The following is a 23586-nucleotide window of genomic DNA, read 5'->3' as shown; positions in this document are numbered from 1 at the left end:
GTTTCCTCTTCGAGTCTCAATGAGCCGGTCTACTCGCGACGAGATCGCGCAAGGCGCGCTTGTCGATCTTGCCGGCGGCCGTGACCGGCAGCCGCTCGAGAAATTCGAAACGGTCCGGCAGCTTGAATTCGGCGACGCCGAGCGCGCGCAAATGCTTGCGCAGAGCGAGCGGCCGCACATCGCCGCGCGCCACGACGCAGGCGCAGCTCTTCTCGCCCATCAGCGCGTCGGGCGTCGCGATCAGCGCGGCGTCGGCGACTTGGGCATGCGTCAGCAGCAGAGTCTCGAGCTCCTCCGCCGCGAATTTCTCGCCGCCGCGGTTGATCTGATCCTTCTTGCGCCCGACGACTTGAATATGGCCGGTCTCCGTCATGCGCACGAGATCGCCGGAGCGATAGAAGCCCTCGGCGTCGAAGGCGCGGGCGTTCTCCTCCGGGGCGCGATGATAGCCGCGGAATGTATAGGGTCCGCGCGTGAGCAATTCGCCGGTCTCGCCGACGCCGACCGCCGCGCCATCCGCATCGACGATCTTCACCTCGTCGTCCTCGCACATGGGCTTCCCCTGTGTCGTGAAGATCGACTCCTCGTCATCGTCGAGGCGCGTATAGTTCACCAGCCCTTCGGCCATGCCGAACACTTGCTGCAAGCGGCAGCCGAGCGTCGCGGGAATGCGCCGCGCGACCGCTTCGCCGAGCCTCGCGCCACCGACCTGCAGCAGGCGGAGGCTTGGAATCGGCGCCTCGTCCGCCGCCGCCTCCAGCCAGAGCATGGCGATCGGCGGCGCGACGGCGGCGATGTCGACGCCATGGCGGCGGATGAGATCGAAGCAGACGGATGGGCTCGGGTCCGGCGCCAGCACGACCGTTCCGCCGGCGTGAAACACGCCGAGCGCGCCCGGCGAGCTCAATGGAAAATTATGCGGAGCCGGCAGCGCGCAGAGATAGCGGCTATTCTCGGTCAAGCCGCAAATCTCGGCGCTGCGGCGCACGCTGTAGTAATAATCGTCATGCGTGCGCGGGATGAGCTTGGGCGCTCCCGTGCTGCCGCCCGACAATTGCAGAAAGGCGACCTCTCCCGGCGCAGAGCCGCGCAGCTCTCGGGCCGAGACCTCGTAGCGACGCTCGGCGAAAGGCTGCAGGCTTTCCGCATAGGACGTCTCGCCGAGGATCTGCACGACGCGCAGCGCCGGAATGGCGATCTGCAAGGCTTCGACGAAAGCGCCATTGGCGAACAGCGCATGCCGCGCGCAGGCGATGAGAAGCGCAGGCCGTATCTGCTCGGCATAGGCCGAGAGCTCCAACCGATTGTGGCTGAACAGCGCATTGACGGGCGCAACGCCGATTTTCAGGAGAGCGAAGAGCGCCGCGTAGAACTCCGCGACATTCGGGAGCTGCACGAGCGCCGTGTCGCCGGCGCGCAGGCCCTGGCGCGAGAATCCTATGGCGAGGCTCGTCGACCAGGCGTCGAGCTCGGCGTAGCTGAAGCGGCGCTCGCCGCAGATGATCGCCGCGGCGTCGGGAGCGACCGCCAGCCGCTTTGCCAGGATCGCGGTCAGAGGCTCGCCGCGCCAATAGCCCTTCTCGCGATAGCGGCGCGCGAATTCTTCCGGCCAAGGGGTGAAGTCGACATTGGTGAGAGCGACGCTCATGGCGCGATCCCCCGCTCGACGCCGAAAGCGCGCAGCATGGTGCCGAGCTTGGCTTCCGTTTCGGCCCATTCGGCGCGCGGGTCGGAGGCTTCGACGATTCCCGCTCCCGCGAACAGGCGCACGACCATCTCGTTCACCGTGCCGCATCTTATGGCGATCGCCCATTCGCCATCGCCCTTCTCGTCGCACCAGCCGACGATTCCGGCGAAGAATCCGCGGTCGAAAGGCTCGAGCCGCTCGATCAACATGCGCGCCTGCGCCGTCGGAGATCCGCATATGGCAGGCGTCGGATGCAGCAGGCTCGCCAGCTGCAACGAGGAGAGCCGCCCGTCGGCGAGCTCGCCGGAGACGGAGGACGAGAGATGCCACATGGTCGGCGTGCTCATCAGCGCCGGCTCCTCCGGAATGCTCAGCTTTGCGCAGAGCGGCGCGAGCAGGCGACGGATTTCGTCGATCACCAGCCTGTGCTCGAAATTATCCTTGCTCGATTGCAGGAGACGACGCCCGACGCGCGCATCCTCTTCGGCGTCGGCGACGCGCTTCGCCGAGCCGGCAAGAGGATTGGATCGGATCGAGCCGCCGATCTTGCGGATCAGCAGCTCCGGGCTCGCGCCGAGCAGAACGCCGCCGTCTGGCAATGGCGCGTGGAAATGATAGCCAGCGGGATTCTGGCGCCGCAGGATTTCGAGAATCGCCATGGCGTCGACGCGCTCGGAGAATTCGATCTCGAGAATACGCGACAGCACCGCCTTGCTCGCATGGCCGTCGCGAAATGTTGCGATGGCCTGGGCCACCGCCTCCTCGAATCCTCTCTGACCCGGCACGCTGCGAAACCACAGCGCGGAAACATTCGCCTGCGCCTCGGGCGCGTTCGTCGCGATGCGCGGCGCCGAGATGCGATGCGTCTTCGGGGCGAAGAGGAAAGAGGGCTGACGCGAGTCGAAGGGGATCGCGCCGACGACGATCGGATTTTCCTGCCCCGCGCGCCGCGCTCGCGCCAGCGTGGCGTCCACCGCCGCCTGCAGGACGCTGTCCGCACGCCCGCCGCCGACGGCGGGCGTGCGAATTCTCTCGAAGACGCCATAGGCCTCTATGGCGCAATGGGGCGAACCGAACAGAAACGACGGTTTTTCGGCATGCCCCGACACGTCTCGAGACGGCCTCTCTGCGACAATCGCGTCCATCGGAACTCTCCTTTGTGGACGAATGAAAATCGGTCGCGTGGGACGCGCGCTTCCAGCCGCGTCGGCCAGCGCCGTCGCGATCATCGAGAAGACCGTCCCCTGTGTTCGTTTCGGGCGTCGCGCGTCACCTCGAGGGCGCGAAGCTCTGCTTTTCCTTTTCGGTCGCCTCGACTTCGGCGGAGGGTTCGGCCGGCGATCGGCGCAGAGCGCCGAAGGCCGCTGCCATCGTGAGGCACGAGAGAAGAGCGGCGAGGCCGAACATGCCCACCGCCGGCGCAGGCGAAAGAACGCCGCCGAGGAGGCCGAGCAGGAGCGCGCCGAGCGCGTCGCCGACGATGAATTGCGCGGTCCAGAGGCCGTTGACGCGGCCGAGCAAACGGTCCGGCGTGTTCTTCTGCACCAGCGTGAATTGCAGCAGCGAGACGATGGAGCCGAGATAGCCGTAGACCACGAGAAGAAGGAGCGCAGGAACGGGCCCGCCGACGGCGTCGAGCGCGGCCAGCGCGACGAAGGCGGCCGCGGCGCAGGAGAGCAGCGCGAGGCCGGGGCGGGCGATGCGCGCGACGAAGCCGCTCGTCGTCGCGCCGAGCGCCGCGCCGAGCGGAACGGCGGAATACATGAGCCCCGCTTCGGCGGGACCGCCCCCATAGGCGCCGGCGAGCGCGGGAAACAGAATGCGCACGCCGCCGGCGAGGCTCGCCAGCGTCCCCACTGCGACGACGGCGCCGACGACGCGGTTTTCGAAGAGATAGCGCACGCCCGCGAGCAGCGCGCGCGCCGGCGTCTCGGGACTCGCGCCCTTGGGCGGCAGCGACGGCAGGCGCATGAGCGGCGCCAGCGTCGCCAGCACGCCGGCCGCGGCGCAGGCATAGGTCCAGCCGAGGCCGGCCGACATGATGAGCAGCCCGCCGAGCGCCGGCGACGCGACGCCGCCGAGGCGCATGGCGATCATATTGAGCGCGCCGGCCGCGGCGAGATTTTCGCGCCCGACGATGGCGGGCGTCGCGGCGAGCAGCGCCGTAATGCCCAATGCGCTGAAGAAGCCGTCCCAGGCCGCGAGCGCATAGACGACGGCGAGCGAGGGCGAGGTCGAGAAGCCGTTGAGGGCGAGCGCGACGAAGCCGAGGCCGCAGGTTCCGCGCGCGAAGAGGATGAGCTGGCGGCGGTCGTGACGATCCGCCAGCACGCCGCCTGCGAGCAGGCCGACGAAGGCCGCGGCGCCGCCGAATGCGACGATGAATCCGGCGGCGGCCGGGGAGCCGGTCAGCTGCAGCGCCTGCACGGGAACCGCGACGGTGAGCAGGCCGAGCGCGAGCAGCGACAGCGTCCGCGCCACGAAGACCGCGCGGAAATCGCGATTGTTTCGCAGCAGGCTGAAGTCCGTCAAAATGCGAGGTCTGGTCATGGTCGTCCTATCGCTGGAAATCTCGGGAGAGGGAGGCGAGAGGTCATCGCGCGCCTCGCTTCGCGTCGATCGCGACGAGAATCTCGTTCAGCGCGGGGCCGAGCTCCCGCAGCATGCGCGGCGAGATGATCTCGGTGTGCGGGCAATCGAAAGCGACGACGTTCAACGCGCCGACATAGGGCCGCCATGTCGCCTCGACGTCCATGCCTTCCGGCAGCGTGCGCAGCGCGACGAAGAGCGTCGCCTCGCCCTCGTAGCGAGGGGTTCGCGCGGAGGCGAGCAGCCGGACCGAGTCCTCGTAATTGGCCATGATATGGCCGAACATCTCCGCCTTCTCGCGCGCGAGCGCCGAGTCGAGCGCCACTTGCGAAGCGTCCATGAACAGCGCCTTCTCGCGCTCGATCTCCGCTTCGCCGGCCGCGTCGAGCGGCTTGCTCCAATCCTGGATTTCTGAAGGGTACGTGTCGAGCAGGCCGAGAAAGGCGATCTCCTCCCCTTCGGCCGAAAGACGCGCCGCAATGGCCTGCGCCACGACGCCGCCGAGCGAATAGCCGAGCAGCCGATAGGGACCGCGCGGCTGGATTTCGCGCAGCGTCGCGAGATGCCGATCGCAGACCTCTTCCATATTGCGGCAGGAGGCGATCGGCCCCGACGGCCGCGGCGATTGCAGCGCGACTGCCGGCCAATCGCTGCGCAGATAGCGGGTGAGCGCGCCGAATTGCCAGGAGAAGCCCGAGGCCGGATGGATGCAGACGAGCGGCGACCCCTCGCCCGCGCGCAGGCGCAGCGTCTCGCCAAATCCCGCGCGGCGGTCCTCCTCGCGACGCTCCGAGAACAATTCGCGCGCGAGGCTCTCGACGCTCGGCGCCGCCATCAGCTGGCCGACCGAGACGGAAACCTTCATCTCGCGCTGAATATCGGCGGCGAGGCGCATGGCCATCAAGGAATGGCCGCCGAGCGCGAAGAAATCATCGTCCGCGTCGAGCTGATCGACGCCGAGCGCGCGGGCGAAGAGTTCGGCGAGCGCGATCTCGACGCCGGGCGTCGGCTTGCGTCCATTGCGTCGCGGCGCGGCCTCCGGCTCCGGCAGCGCCTTGCGATCGAGCTTGCCGCTGGCGGAGAGCGGAAATTCGGCGAGGCGAACGATCGCTGCGGGCGTCATATGCGCCGGCAGCCGCAACGCCAATGCGCGGCGCAGCGCCTCGGCGTTCAATTCGGCGCCCTCGGCCGCGACCACATAGCCGACGAGCCGCCGCTCGTCCGCGCCGGCGAGGCCGCCCGCCGAGGGCGCCCTCGCGACGACGGCCGCCTGCTCCACGCCGGGCTGTTCCCGCAAGACGCTCTCGATCTCGCCGAGCTCGACGCGCTGGCCGCGAATCTTGATCTGATCGTCGCCGCGTCCGAGATAGTCGAGCGCGCCGTCCGGGCGCCAGCGGACGATATCCCCGGTGCGATACATGCGCTCGCCGTCGCCGTTGGGATCGGCGACGAAACGGCTCGCCGTCAGCGACGGCCGGCGCAGATAGCCCTCCGCGAGCTGGACGCCGGTGAGATAGAGGTCGCCCGGAACGCCGATCGGCGTCTCCCGCAGCCATGCGTCGAGCACGCGCACGCCCGTGTTCCACACCGGCCGGCCGATCGGGACGCCCGAGGTCTCGAGCCCGGCGAGCGCCGCGCCGAAGGCCGGCTGGTAGGTGACGTCCACGGCGGCCTCGGTCGGCCCATAGAGATTGTGCAGCGGCGCGCCGAACAGCCTCTCGAAGTCCTCGGCCAGCTCCCGCGACAGCGCCTCGCCGCTGCAGAACACGCGGCGCAGGCTCTCCGCCTCGGCGGCGCGCGCCGCGTCGGTCGCGGCGACGAAGGCCGCGAGCATCGAGGGAACGAAATGCAGGGTGGTGACGCGATGCGCGCGGATGAGACGCAAAATCTCCGCCGGATCGCGATGCGCCTCCGGCGGCGCCATGACGAGAACGGCGCCGGTCATCAGCGGCCAGAAGAACTCCCAGACCGAGACGTCGAAGCTCGACGGCGTCTTCTGCAGCACGACGTCTTCGGCGCAAAGGCCATATTCGTGCTGCATCCACAGCAGCCGGTTGACGATGGCGCGATGCGAGACGACGACGCCCTTGGGCCGACCAGTCGAGCCGGAGGTGTAGATCACATAGGCTGGATCGTCGGGCGTCGCGGGAGAGGCGAAGCCGGGCTCCTCCTCTTCCCCGATCTCCGGCAAGCGGTCGAAGGCGAGCAGCGGCGCCAGCCCCTCGAAGCGGCTTCGCGACGCCTCATCCGTGACGATGAGGCGCGGCGCGCCGTCCTCGACCATGTCGCGCAGACGCTCGTCGGGATAGCTCGTGTCGAGCGGAAGATAGGCGGCGCCGGCCTGCTGCGCCGCCATCAGAGCGATGGAGAGCCGCGCCGACCGCGGCAGGGCGACCGCGACGAGGTCGCCTCTTCCGACTCCGGCCCCGGCGAGACGGCGCGCCAATCGCGCGACCTGACGGCGAACTTGCGAGTAAGTGAGCGCATGGTCCGCGTCGATCAGCGCGAGCGCATGCGGCGTCCTCCGCGCCTGATCCTCGAGCAGACTGCAGAGCGTCGCCGCCAGCGTCGCGACGCGCGTGTCATTGGCGGCGGCGATCGTCGCGCGCTCGTCCGGCGTGAGGAGGTCGAACGCCGCGAGCGGGACGTCGGGCGCGGCGACGAGCTGCTCGAGCAGCCGGAGAATGCGGTGTCTGAGGCGCTCGGGCGCGGCGACGCCTTCGCGATATTCGAGCCGCAGCTCCAACTCGCGGCCGGGCGGCGCCATCAGCGTCAGCGGATAATGCGAGTAGCTGCGATTGCGCGCGCCGGCGAGGCGCAGGCCCGCGAATTCCGCGGCGTAGAGGCGCGCGTCGTCGGGAAAATTCTCGACGACGAGCAGCGTGTCGAACAGCGTCGAGACGCCGGCGAGACGCTGGATCTCGCCGAGGCCGAGGCCGTCATGCTCCATGAGGGCGATCTGCCGCGCCTGCAGCTCGGCGAGTTGCGCGGCGAGCGGCCGATCGGGCCGCAGCCGCGCGCGCACGGGCAGCGTGTTGGTGAAGAGACCGATATGCTCGTCGAGCCCCGCCTCCGCCTCCGAGCGCCCGGAGACCGGCGCGCCGAACACCACATCGCCGCGCCCGGTCATCGCGCAGAGAAAGGCGCCCCACACGCCTTGCATCAGAGTGGCGAAGGTGAGGCCGCGCCGGCGGCCGAACGCCTCCAGCTCCTTCGCCAGGCCGGGACGCAGATCGAGCGTCAACTCACGCGTCTCGCCGAATGGCGCAGCGGGATCGAACAGCAGCGTCGGCTCGGCGCCGGCGAACGCCTCCCGCCATGCGGCGCGAGCGGGTTCTGGATCACGCGCCGCGAGGCGGCGGACGACGCTCGCATAATCGGGAAGGATCGGCGCGAGCGCGGCGCCGGCGTAGGCGGCGAGAAGATCGCGCATCATCACGCCGGAGGACCAGCCGTCGCCGATGAGATGATGGGAGACGACAAGCAGCGCATGGCTCTCTTCGGCCAGCCGAACCAGCACGGCGCGCGCGAGCATGCGGCGTCCGCCGCTCTCGGCGATGAGGTCGCGGGCGAGCTCTTCGAGCTCGATCCGATCGAGGGCGGCGGCGCGCTCCTGCGCGCCGAGACCGTCTAGACGATGCTCGCTCCAGGGCCAGCGGCGCAGCGCCTGCGGCCCCTCGACGAGCGGCAGAATCTGGAACGCCCTGCCCTGCTCGACGTCGAAGATCGCGGCGAGCTGCGGATGACGGCGCAGCAGCGCCTCGAGCGCGTCGCGCAGTCGGCCGACATCGAGCGGCCCGTCGAGATCGAAGCGCGAAATGGCGTTGTAGCGGCTCGCGCTGTCGCCGAGCCGGGCGTGAAACAACAGCCCCTCCTGCAACGGCAGCGCCGGCAGCACGGCCGCGATCGCGCCGTGCCGCGCGCGCAGGGCGGCGACGATCTCCGCATCGACGCGATCCTCGAGCGGAGACGACTCCTCCGCAGGCCGTAGCGCGGCTGCGAGGCGCGCGACGCAGCGCAGCTCGAACACGTCGCGCGGCCGCAGCAGGAAGCCGCGCTTGCGCAGCGCCGCGCAGAAGCCGATGGCGGAAATGCTGTCGCCGCCGAGAAAGAAGAAATCATCTTCCGCGCCGACCGCTTCGACCTGCAGCGCCTCCGTGAAAATTTCCGCGAGCAGAGTCTCGAGGCCGGGCGCCGGCGCGCGCGCCGTCGGCACATCCAAGGACGGGTCGGGCAGCGCCTTGCGATCGAGCTTGCCGCTCGCGCCGAGCGGAAATTCGTCGAGAAGAACGATGGCGACCGGCGTCATATAGGCCGGTAGGCGGCGCGCCAGAGCGGCGCGCAAAGCGTCCGCGTCGAGCGCGCGCCCCGGCGCGTCCGGCGTCGCATAGGCGACGATCTGGCGCGCGTCGACGTCCCCCGCCGCCGCGCCGAAGAGACGCGCGACCGCCGCTGCGCCGCCGACGCCGGGCTGATCGAGGAGCGCGCTCTCGATCTCGCCCAATTCGATGCGCTGCCCGCGAATTTTGAGCTGATCGTCGTTGCGCCCGAGAAAATCGACAACGCCGCTGGGCAGCCAACGGGCGACGTCGCCGGTGCGATACATGCGCTCGCCGTCGCCGTCGGGATCGGCGACGAAGCGACTCGCCGTCAGCGAAGGCCGCCGCCAATAATATTGAGCGAGCTGCGCGCCGATCAGATAGAGATCGCCGGCGACGCCGATCGGGACCGGACGCAGCCGCGCGTCCAGCACGCGCACGCCGCAATTCCACAGCGGGCGCCCCACGGGCACGCCGACGCCCTCGGCCGCCGCGAGCGACGCGCCGAACGCCGGCTGATAGGTGACCTCCACGGTCGCCTCGGTCGGGCCGTACACATTATGCAGCGGCGCGCGGAAACTCCGCTCGAACGCTTCCGCGAGCTCGCGCGACAGCGGCTCGCCAATGCAGAACACGCGCCGCAAATCGGTCTTTTCCGGCTCCGCGCCCGGCGTCGCGCGCGCGGCCCCCACGAAGGCCGAAAGCAGCGACGGCACGAAATTCAGCGTGGTGACGCGATGCGCGCGAATGACACGCAGCAATTCCTCCGGATCGCGATCCACTTCCGGCGGCGCCATCACGAGGCGCGCGCCCGCCGTCAGCGGCCAGAAGAATTCGCCGACCGACACGTCGAAGCTGCACGGCGTCTTCTGCAGCACGACGTCATCGGTCGTGAGATGATATTCATGCTGCAGCCAGAGCAGAAAATTGACGACGGCCCCATGCGGCACGACGACGCCCTTGGGCCGCCCCGTCGAGCCGGACGTATAGATGACATAGGCGGCATCCTTTGGCGACGGCGAAGCGACGCGCGTGGGCCGCGGATCCGCTTCTGTGACGCCGAGCGTATCGAAGATCAGAACCGGAGCCATCGTCTCGAAGCGCCCGCGCAACGCGCTATCGGTGACGATGAGCCGTGGCTCCGCGTCCTCGACCATGAAGGCGAGGCGCTCGTCGGGATAGCCGGTGTCGAGCGGCAGATAGGCGGCGCCCGCTTCGAGCGCCGCCATCAGCGCCAGGCTCAGATGGACGGAGCGCGGCAGCGCCACGGCGACGCGATCGCCGCGAACGACGCCGGCGGCGGCGAGGTCCCGCGCCAGCCGCGCGACTTCACGGCGCATGTCGCGATAGGACAACGTATGTCGGCCATCGATCAGGGCGGGCGCATTCGGCGTGCGTTCGGCCTGCGCGTCGAGGAGATCGCAGAGCGTGATCGATGGAACGGCGCGCCGTGTGTCATTGGCCGCCGCCATCAGCGCCGCTTCGCTCGGCGTCATGAGCGCGATTTCGCCGATCGGCGCTTCGGGGCTCTCGGCGAGCCGACGCGCGAAGCGCGAGAGTCGCTCCGCGTGCAGCTCGAGCTCTTGCTCCTTGTAGCGCTCGCCATTGGCGACGACATCGACGATCAGCTCGCGCTCGCCGAGATAGAGGTCGAATTCGATGTCCTCGACGGGACCGGACGCGAGCTGATGCGTGATCCCTTCAACCCCCGCGAAATCGAGACGATAGTCGAACATTTTGAAATTCAGAAGAGGCCCATAGAGCGAACGTCCCGAGCCGAGAAAGCCGAGATCGCGCCGCAGCTGCTCGGCCTCATATCGCTGACGCCGACGCACCACATCCAATTCGCGCCCGAGCGCGGCGGCGACATCGACGAAGGACATATCGGCGTCGATCGTGATCTGCAGGGGCAGGACATTCACCACCGGCCCCACGGCATGCAACGCCACTGAGCCCATGCGGCGCATGAAATGCGCGCCGACCGCGAGGCGGGCCGCGCCCGTCATGCGGCGCAGATAGACGACGACCGCCGCCATCGCCGTGACGCCGACGGAGACGCGCCCGGCTTCCGCCTGCTCGGACAGCAGCGCCGTCGTGCGCGCGTCCAGCACGATCCGCTCGCGCCGCGGGAGCGCGAATTTTCCTTCCGCCGGAGCACGCCGCGTCGACAGGCGCAGAGGAGGCGGCAGATCGCGCGCGTGCTCCGCCCAAAATCGCCGATCGGCGGATTGCGCAGGCGAGCCCTCATAGGCCGCATATTCCTTCACCACCTCGGCGAAGGAGATGAAAGGCGATGGAGACGGCGTGAGGCCACGACGCAGCGCGGTGTAGATCTCGCTGACCCGGCGCGCGATCGCCGTGAACCCGAAGCCGTCGACCGAGAGATGATGATAGCGCTGAAACCAGAACCAGCGCTCGACGCCTGCCTCCGTCGCCGAGCCGAGACGAAACAGAATGTGGCGATAGAGCCGCGCGCCCTGCGCGATCGACAAGGGCGTCTCGAGATCGGCGCGCATCGCGCGCAGCGCGGCGCCGCCGGGATCGCTCTCGCCTCGAACATCGACAAGCTCCGGCTCCGGCAGATCGGCCGCCTGCAGATCGCTCGGCACGATCTGCGCGGGGCCCTCCTCCGTCTCCACGAAGCGCGCATGGACGAGATCGGCCTCGGCGAGGCCGACACGAACCGCGGCGCTGAAGCAGGCGACATCGAGCCGACCGTTCAGCTCGACATATTGCGCGACGACATAGGCGTTGGACCCGGCGGAGAGCTGATCCGCCATCCATATGCCGGGCTGCGCCGCGACGAGCGGAAGCGTCCGCGCAGCCGCGAGCTGCCGCTCTGAAGCGATGTCTGCGAGCACGATTTCTCGTCCTTTCGAAATAAGAATGGTCACGAAACAGAAAATCTCATGCGAAAAGGCGCGTTATCCCCCGGCCTCCGCGCGCGGTCGCATGTCGATCCAATGATCGTCGACATATTGCATGCATTGCTGGCGCGTCCCCGGACCAAAGATGCGGCGCCATCCGTTCGGATCGGCGGAGAAATCTGGCCACAGACTGTATTGCGCGCGGGAATTGACGAGAACGACGAAGCTCAGCCGCTCATCATCGAAGGGATTGATCTGCGCGTCATCCATGGATGTCGTCTCCTGCATCGGCGCCGACCGCAACGGCGCATCCGTTCGAAGAAAGTGGAGATCGGGCGCTTCGGCTCGCTTCGCGAGCCGACCAGACGCTATCGGTCGGTCCGCGCTCTGCGCGGCGCGCCGTCGCCCGCGCCAGAGCCGCGAAGCAGAGCGCGGCGATCAAACCGACGATGTCGACGCCCGCGCTCTCGGGATCGGCGGCCGCCCAGGGCCCGAGGCCCGGCGCCGCCCATGCGACCGCGCTGGTGACGGGAAGCGCGAGAGCGCCGAGCGCCGCGACACAGGCCAGCTCGACTCCGGCGCGCGCCGCGCCACGCACAAGCGCGAAGGCGAGAGCGCCGAAGAAGACGGCGTGATAAATTCCGCGGCGCCATGCATCGACATCCTCGACATGGCCGTAGAGCCATTTGGTGGAGACGATGGCGAAAGAGAGCGCGCAGACGCATCCGAGGCATACGCCGATCGACGCCGCCGCCATGAGGCGCGCGGCCGTGGTCTGCACGACCTTCTCCCCATGGCGGCGCGCGGTCCGCCGACGCGATTCGATCCACAAGAGATTGCCCGAATAGAACAGGAAGGCGCCCGCGAGGCCGAGCGAGAAATAGGCCCAGCGCACGGGCTCGCCGCCATAGCTGCCGAAATGCAGCGCGAAGAAGGGCGACACGGCGGCCGTCCAGCCGCTCTGCTTCTCGGGAAGATAATCGACATTGACGACCTCCGCGGTCGCGCCGCGCACGACGGCGAAGCCGCCGCCGCGCGAGAGAAAGCGCGGGTCCTCTCCGATGACGCGCACCAGCGCGCCGCGCGTGTCCGCGTCGCGATAGTGCAGGCTGGTGGGCGAGAAATTCGGCGATGCCGAAACGACGACCGCGACCAATTCCGCGACCGTCTTCATCGGCGCCTTCTGCTCGTCGCGCTTCACTCCGGCGAAGGGGCCGGTCGAGCGCATGATGGTCGGCAGCCTGCCGTCATAGACGACATGATCCAAAGCATCATAGATCGGCTCGTGCAGGCCGAACACGACGGCGGTCAGCGCGATGACGAGATGGAAAGGGAAGCTGGCGACGCCGACGAGATTATGCGCGTCGAGCCACATTCGTTTCAGATTCGTGGTGAGGCGCAGCGCCAGAAGGTCCTTGGCCAGCGAGGGCAGAACCAGGATGAGGCCGGAGATGAGCGCGACGGCGTAGACGGCGCTCACGACGCCCATCGCCGTCGTTCCCGTCTCACGATCGAGAGGGAGGCCCGCCGTGCGATGGATCGTGTCCACAAAGGCGCCGACGCCGGAAACATTCGAGCGATCGACGCGCAATTCGCCATCCGCGCCGAGCGTCGCCGACCAGACGACATCATCGTTGCGGCTCTTGCGCCAGCTCAGACGAGCCGGCTCGCTCGCCGTCGCGAGACGGAGCGTAAAATCCTTGGCCGCTTCGGGCCGCGCCGCCAATGTCGTCTCGATGAGCCGATCGGCGTCCTCGACCGAAATCGATCCGCCAGTCGGCGGCGACGCCCAATGAGCGAGAGGCTCCGAGAAGATGGTGAGCGCGCCCGCGTAGAAGCAGATGAAGAGCAACATGCCGGTCACGAGGCCGGTCCATGTGTGAACGCTCTTGTAGAGCCGCAAAATCTCGCCGCGCATTGCTCGTCCTCAGTGCAGAAGCCGCCGACAGAGATAGAGCCCGCCGAAGGCGAGAAGATTTGCGCCGCCGAGCCACAAAAGAGCGGCGCGGCCGCTGCGAAAGAAGAAGACGAGGCTCGCGACGCAGAGCCAGATCGGCGCGACGAGCCACATGACGAATTGATATTTGTTGCGCGCCTCGAGGCCGCCCGGTCCCGCGACGGCGAAGAGCCCGGCGACCGCGATCGCCAAAGTGAAGCCGAAGACAGAGCCGGCGACGCTCTTGCTCAGCCAATCGGAGCGAAACTCCGTCATGCCTATTTCCTCTTTCTCAGGGCGGCGAGGCACGGCCATGCGATCAGCAGCGGCATCAGCGCGGCGAGCGTCGTGAAGAAGGCCGTCGTGGATTCGAGACGACTCCGCCAGACCATCCAAGCGGCGAGGAGTAAAGCGACAGCGAAGACGCCGGCTCTCCGCCGCCGAACGCGCAAGAGCGATTGCCGCGGCGAGGCGCCATAGATGCAGGCCGAGCCGGCGAGGACGAGCGCGAGAGCCGACGAATGGAAGAGCGCCGCCGACATTTCGCTGTCCTCAGAAATCGACGGTCGCAGACATGAGAACCGTTCGCGGCGAGCTCAATGTGACGATGCCATCCGCGAAATAGGACCCGGCCCAATAATTGTGATCGAGCAGATTATTCGCATTGGCGCGGAAGGTGACTTTCTTGTCGACGAGCTGCGTCGAATAGCGAAGGCCCGCGTCGAGGCGCGCCCATTCGGGAATTTTCTGCGTATTGGCGGAGTTGACGAATTGCGCGCTCGTGTAGACGACGCGTCCTTCGAGCGTCAGGCCCGGAACGAATGGCGTGTCCCATTCGCCTCCGAGATTGACCTGCCATTTCGGCGTGCCATAGGCGGTCTTGCCGTCGAGCTGGCCATTCGCCGTCTTGGTGAGCACGCCGATCGTATAGGCCGCGCCGCCGAGAATGCGCACGCCTTCGACGATTTCGCCGAACACGTTCCATTCTATGCCTTGATTGCGCTGACGTCCGTCGGAATTGTAGACATTGCCGCTCTTGATGAGGCTCGGCTTCTCGATCTCATAGAAGCTCAGCGTGTTGGCGACGGTTCCGGCGTCCCATTTGACGCCCGTCTCGATCTGCCGCGACTTATAGGGCGGAAACATCTGATTATAGTTCGCCGTCGTGTCGGTGACGCGGTCGCCCTGGGTCAGGCCTTCGATGTAATTGGCGTAGACCGACATGGGCATCGGCAGAGGCTTGACGATGAGGCCGAAAGCAGGCGTCACCGCGCTCTCGTCGTAATAGTTCGTCTCGGCGCCGGTCGCATTATAGCTCTTCGCCTGAACACGCTGCGCGCGCAGGCCGAGAATGAGCTGCGCGCGATCGTCGAAGGCCGAGAGCGTATCGGCGAGGGCGATGCTCGACAGCGTCGTATCGGTCGACTTCGGCGCTTCTCCCGGATCGCGCGCGACGAGCGGCGTGACGGGAAAATAAATGCTCGACACAAAGGCCGAGCCGCGCTGAAAGGCCGAGCCGGTCTTCGACTCGAGATTGGCCGCGCTCAAGGACAATCGATGCCCGATGTCGAAAGTTCGGAAGTCGGCGCGCAGGCCGCCTTGAAACGAAATCGTGTCTGTATAGCCGCGCAGATTAATGGCGGTTCCGTTGTAGCGTCCGAGCACATTGACATTGGTCGCGACGGTCGAGTTCGTCAGCCCGTTGAAGCGGGCGTCGATCGCGCCCGCGCTCGCGAACAGCGTGACATTATCGGCGAGATCATATTCCGCACGCCCCATGGCGCCGGAATTGTTCATGCGGCCAGAGAGTCCGCGGAAAATATTGTTGCTGGAATCCGGCGCGGCGGCGACGCCCGTTCCGGTGAAGCTCGCCATCATCGGCACGCCGCCGCGGGCGACCTCCTGGTTGAAATAAGCGTCGAGCGCGATGCGCAGCTTCACGCCGCGATAGTCGAGCGCGAGCGCCTCGAGCCCGCGCTCACGAGATTGATAATCGAGCGTCGTGTCGCCGCCACGATACACGCCGTTGAAACGAATGCCGAAGGCGTTGTCCTGGCCGAAGCGCCTGCCGATGTCGATATGCGTCCCGAATTGCGAGTTCGACGTATAATCGCCGGTGACTCTCGTGACCGGCGTATCGCCGGCCTGCTTGGTGACGAGATTGATCGATCCGCCGACCGCGCCATATGGAGCCATGCCGCTCAGCAGAGCCGCTGGTCCTTTCAACACCTCGACTCGCTCTAGAAACTCCGTCGGCACGCGTCCGTCCGGCGCGACGCCGTAGAGCCCATTGAGCGCCGTCTCGCTCACGAGAACGGAAAAGCCGCGGATGCGAAAATTCTCGCGGACCTGACCGGAAGAGACGGTGAAGCGTACGGAGGGATCGTTCTCGAGAACATCGGAGAGCGTGCGCGCCTGCTGGTTCTCGATGAGCTTCGACGTGTAGCTCGTCACATTGAAAGGCGTGTCCAGAAAATCGCGATTGCCGAGCATGCCGAGACGCGCGCCGCGCGCCGCCTGGCCGCCGGCATATTCCTTCGGCAGGTTGCCGAGCTCCGCTCGCGCGGGCGCCGCAAAAGGCGCGGACGCGCTCGATGGCGTCGCAGAGACCGTTGGCGACGGCGCATGTCTCTGCGCGGGCGTCGTCGCGGCGCGTGCTCGCGTCCGCGCGACGCGCGTCGCGGCTGCGTTCTGCCGCACGACCGGCCGCGGCTTCTCTTTGGGCGCATCGACGGCCACGGCCGGCAAGGAGGTCACGGCGGGCTCCGCCTGCGCAGCCGCGTCCGCGCTCAAGAGCAGAAGCGCCGCGGCGCTCAGCAATCTGCCCCCATCGGGCCGGCTGTCCGACCGTTTTTTTACTCGGGAACGACTCGAGGTCGTGGCGCGGCATGGGCAGAGCGTATTCATGTTTTCCCTTCACATTACATCAACATATCTTTCGCTTATCCTATAAACTGAGCCATATGGGTCAATTGCGGCACAGCTCATGTTGAAACATTTGCAGATTATGATTTTGCTCAATTGCAATAGCAGTTTAGCTATCGCATTCCGGCAAATTTGGAATTGTAAGACTTCCGAACAAGAGCGCCTTCGTGCGCGGTCCCACATGCACGCGACTGGCGCAGCTGGCGCGCGCGTGTGACGATCAGCGGCTATCGCGACGATCGCGAGCGAATACGAAGGCGCGCTACGCCGCTCGGAATTTGTCCAGGCTATGGTCTCGCCCTTTTCGACAAGGCCGCCCGTTCTTCGGCTCGCTCTTGCCCGCCTCCGCAGCGCTCATCGGCGCAACCATCCGCTTCCGTCCTCGAAGACGCCGCGCACGCCGACGAGCAGCAGAGGAACGAAGAAGATGGCGAGCGTCGTCGCCGCGATCATGCCGCCCATGACGCCGACGCCGATCGCATTTTGCGCGGCCGAGCCGGCGCCACGGGCGAAGGCGAGCGGCGCGACGCCGAGAATGAAGGCGAAGGAGGTCATGACGATCGGACGCAGCCGCTGGCGCGCCGCGAGCAGCGTCGCTTCAAACACATCCATGCCCGCCCTTTGATGGTCGATGGCGAATTCGACGATCAGAATAGCGTTCTTGGCGACGAGACCGATCGTCGTCAGCAGGCCGACCTTGAAATAGACGTCATTGGCCTCGCCGAACATCAGCGCCGCGACGAGCGCGCCGAGCACACCGATCGGCGCGCACAGCATGACGGCGAGCGGGACCGTCCAGCTCTCATAGAGCGCGGCGAGGCATAGAAAAACGACGAGGAGCGAGATCGCATAGAGCGCCGTGGCCTGGTTGCCCGAGAGGCGCTCCTGCCGCGACAGGCTGGCCCACTCATGGGAGAATCCGGGCGGCAGGCCGGCGACGAGACGGTCGATCTCCGTCATGGCGTCGCCGGAGCTGGCGCCGATCGCGGCCTCGCCCTGAATCTGAACGGCGGGCGATCCATTGTAGCGCTCGAGGCGCGGCGAGATGAATGCCCAGCGACCGGACGCGAAGGACGAGAAAGGCGCCATCTCGCCCGATGCAGTGCGGACATGCCAGCGGTCGAGATCGTCCGGCTGCATGCGGAAATCGGCCGCCGATTGCAGATAGACTTTCTTGACGCGGCCGCGATCGATGAAGTCGTTCACATAGGCGCCGCCCCAGGCCGTCGACAGCGTGGCGTTGACGTCGGAAAGTCCGACGCCGAGGGCGCTCGCTTTGTCCTGATCGACCTCGATCGCAAATTGCGGCGTGTCGTCCTGGCCGTTCGGCCGCACGCCGTTCAAGAGCCTGCTTCGCGCCGATGCGGCGAGCAGATGGTCGCGCGCGGCCAAGAGCTTTTCGTGGCCGGCGCCGGTCATATCCTCGAGATAGAAATCGAAGCCGCTGCTCGTGCCCAATCCCTCGATCGCCGGCGGCGCCAGCACGAAGACCTGTGCGTCGCGAATGCCGGCGAGCGCCGCCGTCGCGCGCTCCGTCACCGCGGTCGCGGAGAGGTCGGACGCCTTGCGTTCCGAAAAGTCGCGCAGGCCCACGAAGGCCATGCCGACATTCTGGCCGAGTCCGCTGAAGGCGAAGCCTCTCACCGTCATGACGCCGTCGACAGCCTTATTCTCCCGATCGAGGAAGTAGCGCGTCACCTGATCGAGCGCGCGTTCCGTGCGGTCGCTGGTCGCGCCGACAGGCAGCTGCACGCTGACCATCAGATAGCCCTGATCCTCCTGCGGCAGGAATGAGCTCGGCAGGCGCGTGAACAGCGCGGCGGCCGCGATCGTCATCACGGCCAGAGCCGCGAAGCCGCGTCTCGGGCGCCGCAGAACAGCGTGCGCGCCATCTCGATAGGCGTCGGCGCCGCGTTCCATCTCGCGATCGAGCCAGCGGAACAAGCCGGCCTTTTCGGCGCCCGGATTCGGCGGACGCAGAAGCGTTGCGCAGAGCGCCGGCGTCAGGATCAACGCGACGCCGACCGACAGCGCCATGGCCGCAACGATGGTGACCGAGAACTGGCGATAGATGACGCCGACCGAGCCGCCGAAGAAGGCCATCGGCACGAAGACCGCGGACAAGACCGTCGTGACGCCGATGAGCGCGCCGGTGATCTCGCGCATGGATTTGACCGTCGCCTCGCGTGGCGACAGTCCTTCCTCATGCATGATGCGCTCGACATTCTCGACCACGACGATGGCGTCGTCGACCAGGAGCCCGATCGCCAGCACCATGGCGAACATGGTGAGCGTGTTGATCGAATATCCCGCCACCGCCAGAACGCCGAAGGTTCCGAGCAGCACCACCGGCACGGCGAGCGTCGGAATGAGCGTGGCGCGAATATTGTGCAGAAAGGCCAGCATGACAAGAAAGACGAGCGCGATCGCCTCGATCAGCGTGTGCGTCACCTGCTCGATCGAGATTTTGACGAAAGGCGTCGTGTCGTAGGGATAGACGACCTTCATTCCTTCGGGGAAAGTCGGCGCGAGTCGATCGATCGCCGCCTTCACCAACGCGGCCGTACGCACCGCATTCGCGCCCGTCGCCAGATTAATGGCGAGGCCGGTCGCTGGCGCGCCATTATAGGTCGAGGCGCTGACATAATCCTCGGCGCCGAGCTCGACGGTCGCGACATCGCCGATGCGGACCAGCGAGCCGTCGGCCGCGCTTTTCACGATGACATTCCGAAACTGCTCGGGCGTCTGCAGGCGGCTCTGCGCCGTGACGGTGGCGTTGAGCTGCTGCCCTCTGCGCGCCGGCAGACCGCCGAGCTGTCCTGCCGACACTTGCGCATTCTGCGCCTGAATCGCGCTCGCGACATCGCTCGGGATCAGCGCATATTCGGCGAGCCTGTCCGGATCGAGCCATATGCGCATCGCATAGCCGGCGCCGAAGAGCTGGGTGGCGCCGACGCCTTCGACTCGTTTCAGCGTGTCATTGAGCGCGCTCTTGACGTAATCCGACAGATCCGTGTCGGTCATCTTGCCGTCGGTCGAGACGAAACCGACGACCATCAAAAAGGCGCTCGAGGATTTGGTGACGGTGAGGCCATTGGACTGGACCATGGTCGGCAGCAGCGCGGTGACGAGCTGCAGCTTGTTCTGCACCTGCATCTGCGCCACATCGGAATTGGCGGCGTTGGTGAAGGTGAGAGTGATGTCGGCCTGGCCGGTCGAGGTCGACGTCGACGTCATATAGTCGAGATGGTCGAGGCCGGTCATGCCTTGCTCGATGATCTTGGTGACCGAATTCTCGACCGTCCGCGCATCGGCGCCGGGATAGGTGGCGGCGACCTGGATCGTCGGCGGCGCGATCTCCGGATATTGCGAAACCGGCAGGCCGATGAGCGCCAGCAGGCCGCCGAGCATGACGACGATCGCGATCACGCAGGCGAAGATCGAACGAACGATGAAAAACGCCGAGATCACGCGCGTCAGCCTTTCGCCTTGATTTTCGCAATCGTCGGCTCGCGCTCGCGCAGCTCGCCGGTGGCGTCGTCGATCACGACCTCGACGCCTCTCGCCTGCTGCCCGGCGCGCACGAGCCGAAGGCCTTCGACCACCACACGGTCGCCATCGCCGAGCCCCGCCGTGACCAGCCAATTATTGCCGACGGCCTTGACGATCGTGAGCACGCGCTCCTCGATCTTGTCGTCCTTGCCGAGCGCCAGCGCGGTCGCCTCGCCCTTGACATTGCGGACGACGGCGCGCTGCGGGACGAGGAAGCCGCCGGGCGCGACGCCTTCCTCGACGATCGCGCGGACATACATTCCCGGCAGCAGCAGGCGCGACGGATTGGGGAAGGTCGCGCGCATCGTCACGGTTCCGGTCGTCTGGCTGACCTTGGCCTCTGTGAATTCGAGCCGACCCGTCATCGGATAGACCCGGCCATTCTCGAGCCTCAGCCTCACCTCGACAGTGCGCTCCGACAATCTGATGCGGCCCTCGTCGATGGCCTGTCGCAGATCGAGCATGGCGGCGCTCGATCGGGCGAGGTCGACATGGATCGGATCGAGCGTGCGGATCGTGGTGAGCGTGTCGGCCTGACCGGCGGTCACCAGCGCGCCTTGCGTCAGCGAGGATTTGTCGGCGCGGCCGCCGATCGGCGCCTTGATCGTCGTATGGTCGAGATTGATCTTGGCGCTCGCGACATTCGCCCGTGCGGTCGCCACATCGGCGCGCGCCTGGGCCAGCGCCGCGACGGCCGTCTCCAGATCCTGCGTGCTGACGGCGTTCTTCTTGCTCAATCCCTGGTAGCGCTCGACCTTGGCTCGAGCGCTGGGCACAGAGGCCTCGGCCTTCTGCGAGGCGGCGACGGCGCTGTCGTGAGCGGCGCGATAGGGCCCGGGATCGATCTGATAGAGCGGCGCGCCCTCGGCGACCTCGCCGCCCTCCTGGAACAGCCGCTGCTGAATGATCCCCGCGACCTGTGGCCGCACCTCCGCCACCAGCGACGCGACGACGCGGCCAGGCAGCTCGGAGGCGATGGCGACATTTCGTGGATGCAAGGTGACGACGCCCACCTCGGGCCGCGCGGGGGGCGCCTCGCCTCGGTCGCTCGATTGAAAATCGCATCCGGCGAGCGCGGCGGCGGCGGTGAAGATGGCGATCGCCGAGCGAATATCCATGGGCGCGCTCTCGAGGAGATATCGGGTCGGATCGTGACCTACGCCGTCGCCGTTCGCGGATCGCGCAGATTTGATGGAGATTTGATGGAGACCGCCGACGCCTGTCATTCCGAGTCGTCGGGAGCGTTTGCAGCGGCTGGAAATTCGGCCATATGTCGAGGCGGAGAGAGCGCGAAGGCGCCGTCCGACCCGCGAGGACCGATGTGAGCCTATCCAGCAAGCCCGCGAGCGTTCGACAATGAACGAGCTCGTTCTCATCGCCGACGACGAAGCGGACATCACCGCGATTCTGGAAGCCTATCTGGCGCGGGAAGGGCTACGAACCGTGAGCGCGGCGGATGGCCGGATCGCGCTCGATCAACATGTGATTCTGAAGCCGGACATCGTCTTGCTGGATGTGAACATGCCGAATGTCGACGGCTGGGAGACTCTGGCCGAGCTGCGGCGCCGCGGCGACACGCCGGTCATCATGATTACCGCGCTCGACGAGGACATAGAGCGCCTGCAGGGACTGCGTCTCGGCGCCGACGATTATGTGGTGAAGCCGTTCAATCCGGCGGAAATCGTCGCGCGCGTGAAAGCGGTTCTGCGGCGAACCAATGCACGCGCCGACAGCGCCGTCTTGCGCATCGGCAAGCTCGAGATCGATCTCCAGAGCTTTCTCGCCAAGGTGCGAGACGGCGACGCCACGGCGACGCTGCCCTTGACGCTGACGGAATTCCGCCTCCTCGCCCATATGGCGAAATCGCCCTCGCGCGCGTTCACCCGCGGCGAGCTGGTGGACGCTTGTCTGCCCGGCGGCGACGCGCTCGAGCGGACCGTCGACAGTCATATGAGCAATCTGCGCCGCAAGCTCGACGAAGGCGGCGCGACCGGGCTGATGAATGTCGTGCGCGGCGTCGGCTATCGGCTGGCGACGCCATGAGCCGCCATCGTTTGAGCCGACAGATCACGCTGTCGATGAGCGCGGTCGTCGCCGTCGCCGTCATGATCGTTTTCGTCGGCTCCTTCACCTTCTACGGCATCTATCTGACCTACTACCCGCCGCCGCCCGGGCCGCCGCCGCTTCTTCCCGAGGCGCCGGACTTCGTACTTATCGCGGTCCTGCTGCTCTTTGCTCTCGTCATCGCGATCTTCGCGGCGCTCCGCCTGACGAAGCGGATTCTCGTTCCCCTCGAGTCGCTCGCCGAAGGCGCGCGCCGCATCGCCGCCGGCGATCTCACGGCGCGGGCCTCGCCCGGCGACAGATCGCTGGGTGAAACAGCTCGACTGGTGGACGACTTCAATGCGATGGCGCAACGCCTCGAGGATAGCGTCGCGGCGATGGCCTCCTGGAACGCCGCGATCGCGCATGAGCTCCGCACGCCATTGACGATCCTGCGAGGCCGGCTGCATGGCCTCGCCGACGGCGTGTTCGCGCCGAGCGACGAATTGTTCCGCAATCTCCTGTCGCAGGTGGAAGGCTTGTCGCGCCTCGTCGACGATTTGCGCATCGTCACATTGTCGGAGAGTCGCCGTCTGGAGATGCGTTTCGAGCCGACCGATCTCGAGCAGGAGATTCGGCAGGCCGTCGACGCCATGCGGCCCGCTCTCGTCGAGGCCGGCTTCACGATCGAGCTCGAGACCCGCCGAATCGTCCTGGCCTGCGACGGGGTTCGATTGCGGCAGGCGCTGCTCGCCCTTCTCGAGAACGCAAAACGCTATGCGACGCAGGGGCTCCTGCGCGTTTCGACGCGAGCGGAGGAGGACGACATCGTGATCGCCGTCGAGGACCAGGGGCCGGGCCTCGCTCCCGACTTCGCGCCCCATGCGTTCGATACATTCAGCCGGGCGGAAGCCTCACGCTCGCGTCGACATGGCGGCGCGGGCCTCGGCCTCTCCGTGGTGCGCGCCATAGCAGAGGCGCATCACGGCCGCGCGCAATACAGAGCCTCCGCAGCCGGCGGCGCGATCTTCGAGATCGTTTTGCCGCTTTCCCGAGCGGGCAATCATATCGACGAGCCTGCCGAATGACGGCGCCGCCACGATGCCCATCGAGAAAGCAGAGACGATAGAATGCACGGAGATCCAGAGTCTCCGCTTGTTCAACATCGTCCGCGTCAATCGAATGAGATCGAGTCGTCGGGCTCGAGCGGCGGATCGTCGGGCAGACCATCGGGCAAGACGTCCCGCGCGCCCAAGGCGTCGAGCCGCGCGCGCCGAGCCTCCACGTCGAACGGCTCTTTTTTGCACCGGCTCCCAAGATCGCCTTGTCGCCCTCCTTGCTGACGCGCGCCTCTTTCCCCTCGAAGCGGAACTCCTTTGGCAGGCGCACGGCCTGGCTGCGGCCGTGCATGAACAGCTTGGCGGTCGCTTTTCCTTCGGTGGGCTTGCCGGCGCTCGCGGTTATCTCGCGTCTCGGTGACGATCTTTGATAGATCTTTTGATAGATCTCTTGTGGCCAGCGCATTGGTCAATCCGTCGAGAAGCGCAGCAGATCGCGAGCCCGTCATTCGAGCGGGCGCGCCGGCGACGCTCGCGACAATGCTCATGCCCCGTCATCCGTAAAGCTGACGCAGGCGGAGTGAAAAAAAATGGCCGCGGCTCAACGGCG

General features: G+C 66.9%; 14 protein-coding genes. 2 read left to right on the top strand and 12 right to left on the bottom strand.

The window, feature by feature from the left end:
* Positions 1-16 precede the first annotated feature (16 nt).
* The 11 genes from K3F48_RS02705 to K3F48_RS02655 all read right to left on the bottom strand — a co-directional run bounded on the left by K3F48_RS02705 (position 17) and on the right by K3F48_RS02655 (position 20993).
* Complete coding sequence (locus K3F48_RS02705; RefSeq protein ID WP_222573857.1) at positions 17-1648, bottom strand: (2,3-dihydroxybenzoyl)adenylate synthase; 1632 nt, start codon at positions 1646-1648, stop codon at positions 17-19.
* Positions 1645-2832 (bottom strand): isochorismate synthase MenF, encoded by a 1188-nt coding sequence (locus K3F48_RS02700; protein WP_222573856.1) that lies wholly within the window; start codon positions 2830-2832, stop codon positions 1645-1647. Before K3F48_RS02700 ends, K3F48_RS02705 begins: the two co-directional genes overlap by 4 nt.
* A 124-nt stretch (positions 2833-2956) precedes the next feature.
* The gene (gene entS / locus K3F48_RS02695) at positions 2957-4237 is read right to left on the bottom strand and encodes an enterobactin transporter EntS (protein ID WP_222573855.1); all 1281 of its coding nucleotides are present in this window, start codon (positions 4235-4237) and stop codon (positions 2957-2959) included.
* Between the two features lie 43 nt (positions 4238-4280).
* Entirely contained in the window at positions 4281-11456 is a 7176-nt protein-coding gene (locus tag K3F48_RS02690; protein ID WP_370631335.1) for an amino acid adenylation domain-containing protein, read from the bottom strand.
* A 63-nt stretch (positions 11457-11519) separates the two neighbouring features.
* The gene (locus K3F48_RS02685; RefSeq protein ID WP_222573854.1) at positions 11520-11732 is read right to left on the bottom strand and encodes an MbtH family protein; all 213 of its coding nucleotides are present in this window, start codon (positions 11730-11732) and stop codon (positions 11520-11522) included.
* Positions 11725-13380: a PepSY domain-containing protein gene (locus K3F48_RS02680; RefSeq protein ID WP_222573853.1), complete on the bottom strand. Its 1656-nt coding sequence runs from the start codon at positions 13378-13380 to the stop codon at positions 11725-11727. Before K3F48_RS02680 ends, K3F48_RS02685 begins: the two co-directional genes overlap by 8 nt.
* Before the next feature lie 9 nt (positions 13381-13389).
* Complete coding sequence (locus K3F48_RS02675; protein WP_222573852.1) at positions 13390-13674, bottom strand: hypothetical protein; 285 nt, start codon at positions 13672-13674, stop codon at positions 13390-13392.
* Between the two features lie 2 nt (positions 13675-13676).
* A complete protein-coding gene (locus tag K3F48_RS02670; protein ID WP_222573851.1) occupies positions 13677-13940 on the bottom strand; it encodes a hypothetical protein in 264 nt (87 codons plus the stop codon).
* 10 nt (positions 13941-13950) lie between these two features.
* Positions 13951-16155, bottom strand: coding sequence for a TonB-dependent receptor (locus tag K3F48_RS02665; RefSeq protein WP_370631334.1), 2205 nt, complete (start codon positions 16153-16155; stop codon positions 13951-13953).
* A gap of 522 nt (positions 16156-16677) precedes the next feature.
* Positions 16678-19791: an efflux RND transporter permease subunit gene (locus K3F48_RS02660; RefSeq protein WP_222573883.1), complete on the bottom strand. Its 3114-nt coding sequence runs from the start codon at positions 19789-19791 to the stop codon at positions 16678-16680.
* Positions 19792-19799: 8 nt separating this feature from the next.
* The gene (locus K3F48_RS02655; RefSeq protein ID WP_222573850.1) at positions 19800-20993 is read right to left on the bottom strand and encodes an efflux RND transporter periplasmic adaptor subunit; all 1194 of its coding nucleotides are present in this window, start codon (positions 20991-20993) and stop codon (positions 19800-19802) included.
* A 238-nt stretch (positions 20994-21231) separates the two neighbouring features.
* Between K3F48_RS02655 and K3F48_RS02650 the strand changes: the two genes are divergently transcribed.
* Positions 21232-21918, top strand: coding sequence for a response regulator (locus tag K3F48_RS02650; protein WP_222573849.1), 687 nt, complete (start codon positions 21232-21234; stop codon positions 21916-21918).
* On the top strand, positions 21915-23006 hold the full coding sequence (locus K3F48_RS02645) for an ATP-binding protein (RefSeq protein ID WP_222573848.1): 1092 nt from the start codon (positions 21915-21917) through the stop codon (positions 23004-23006). Before K3F48_RS02650 ends, K3F48_RS02645 begins: the two co-directional genes overlap by 4 nt.
* Before the next feature lie 86 nt (positions 23007-23092).
* Here the strand turns inward: K3F48_RS02645 and K3F48_RS24770 are convergent, their stop codons facing one another.
* Positions 23093-23524: a hypothetical protein gene (locus K3F48_RS24770; protein ID WP_370631333.1), complete on the bottom strand. Its 432-nt coding sequence runs from the start codon at positions 23522-23524 to the stop codon at positions 23093-23095.
* Positions 23525-23586: the final 62 nt, after the last annotated feature.

The sequence above is a fragment of the Methylosinus sp. Sm6 genome, assembly GCF_019802345.1.
In the GTDB taxonomy this organism is placed as follows: Bacteria; Pseudomonadota; Alphaproteobacteria; order Rhizobiales; family Beijerinckiaceae; genus Methylosinus.
The sequence above is the reverse complement of the archived record's forward strand: the minus strand, read 5'-3'. Positions and strand labels throughout refer to the sequence as shown.

Bases quoted from the DNA above. Each gene is read 5' to 3' on its own strand.
- K3F48_RS02705 (WP_222573857.1), bottom strand. From the start codon at position 1,648: ATGAGCGTCGCTCTCACCAATGTCGACTTCACCCCTTGGCCGGAAGAA.
- K3F48_RS02700 (WP_222573856.1), bottom strand. From the start codon at position 2,832: ATGGACGCGATTGTCGCAGAGAGGCCGTCTCGAGACGTGTCGGGGCAT.
- entS (WP_222573855.1), bottom strand. From the start codon at position 4,237: ATGACCAGACCTCGCATTTTGACGGACTTCAGCCTGCTGCGAAACAAT.
- K3F48_RS02685 (WP_222573854.1), bottom strand. From the start codon at position 11,732: ATGGATGACGCGCAGATCAATCCCTTCGATGATGAGCGGCTGAGCTTC.
- K3F48_RS02680 (WP_222573853.1), bottom strand. From the start codon at position 13,380: ATGCGCGGCGAGATTTTGCGGCTCTACAAGAGCGTTCACACATGGACC.
- K3F48_RS02675 (WP_222573852.1), bottom strand. From the start codon at position 13,674: ATGACGGAGTTTCGCTCCGATTGGCTGAGCAAGAGCGTCGCCGGCTCT.
- K3F48_RS02670 (WP_222573851.1), bottom strand. From the start codon at position 13,940: ATGTCGGCGGCGCTCTTCCATTCGTCGGCTCTCGCGCTCGTCCTCGCC.
- K3F48_RS02655 (WP_222573850.1), bottom strand. From the start codon at position 20,993: ATGGATATTCGCTCGGCGATCGCCATCTTCACCGCCGCCGCCGCGCTC.
- K3F48_RS02650 (WP_222573849.1), top strand. From the start codon at position 21,232: ATGAACGAGCTCGTTCTCATCGCCGACGACGAAGCGGACATCACCGCG.
- K3F48_RS02645 (WP_222573848.1), top strand. From the start codon at position 21,915: ATGAGCCGCCATCGTTTGAGCCGACAGATCACGCTGTCGATGAGCGCG.
- K3F48_RS24770 (WP_370631333.1), bottom strand. From the start codon at position 23,524: ATGAGCATTGTCGCGAGCGTCGCCGGCGCGCCCGCTCGAATGACGGGC.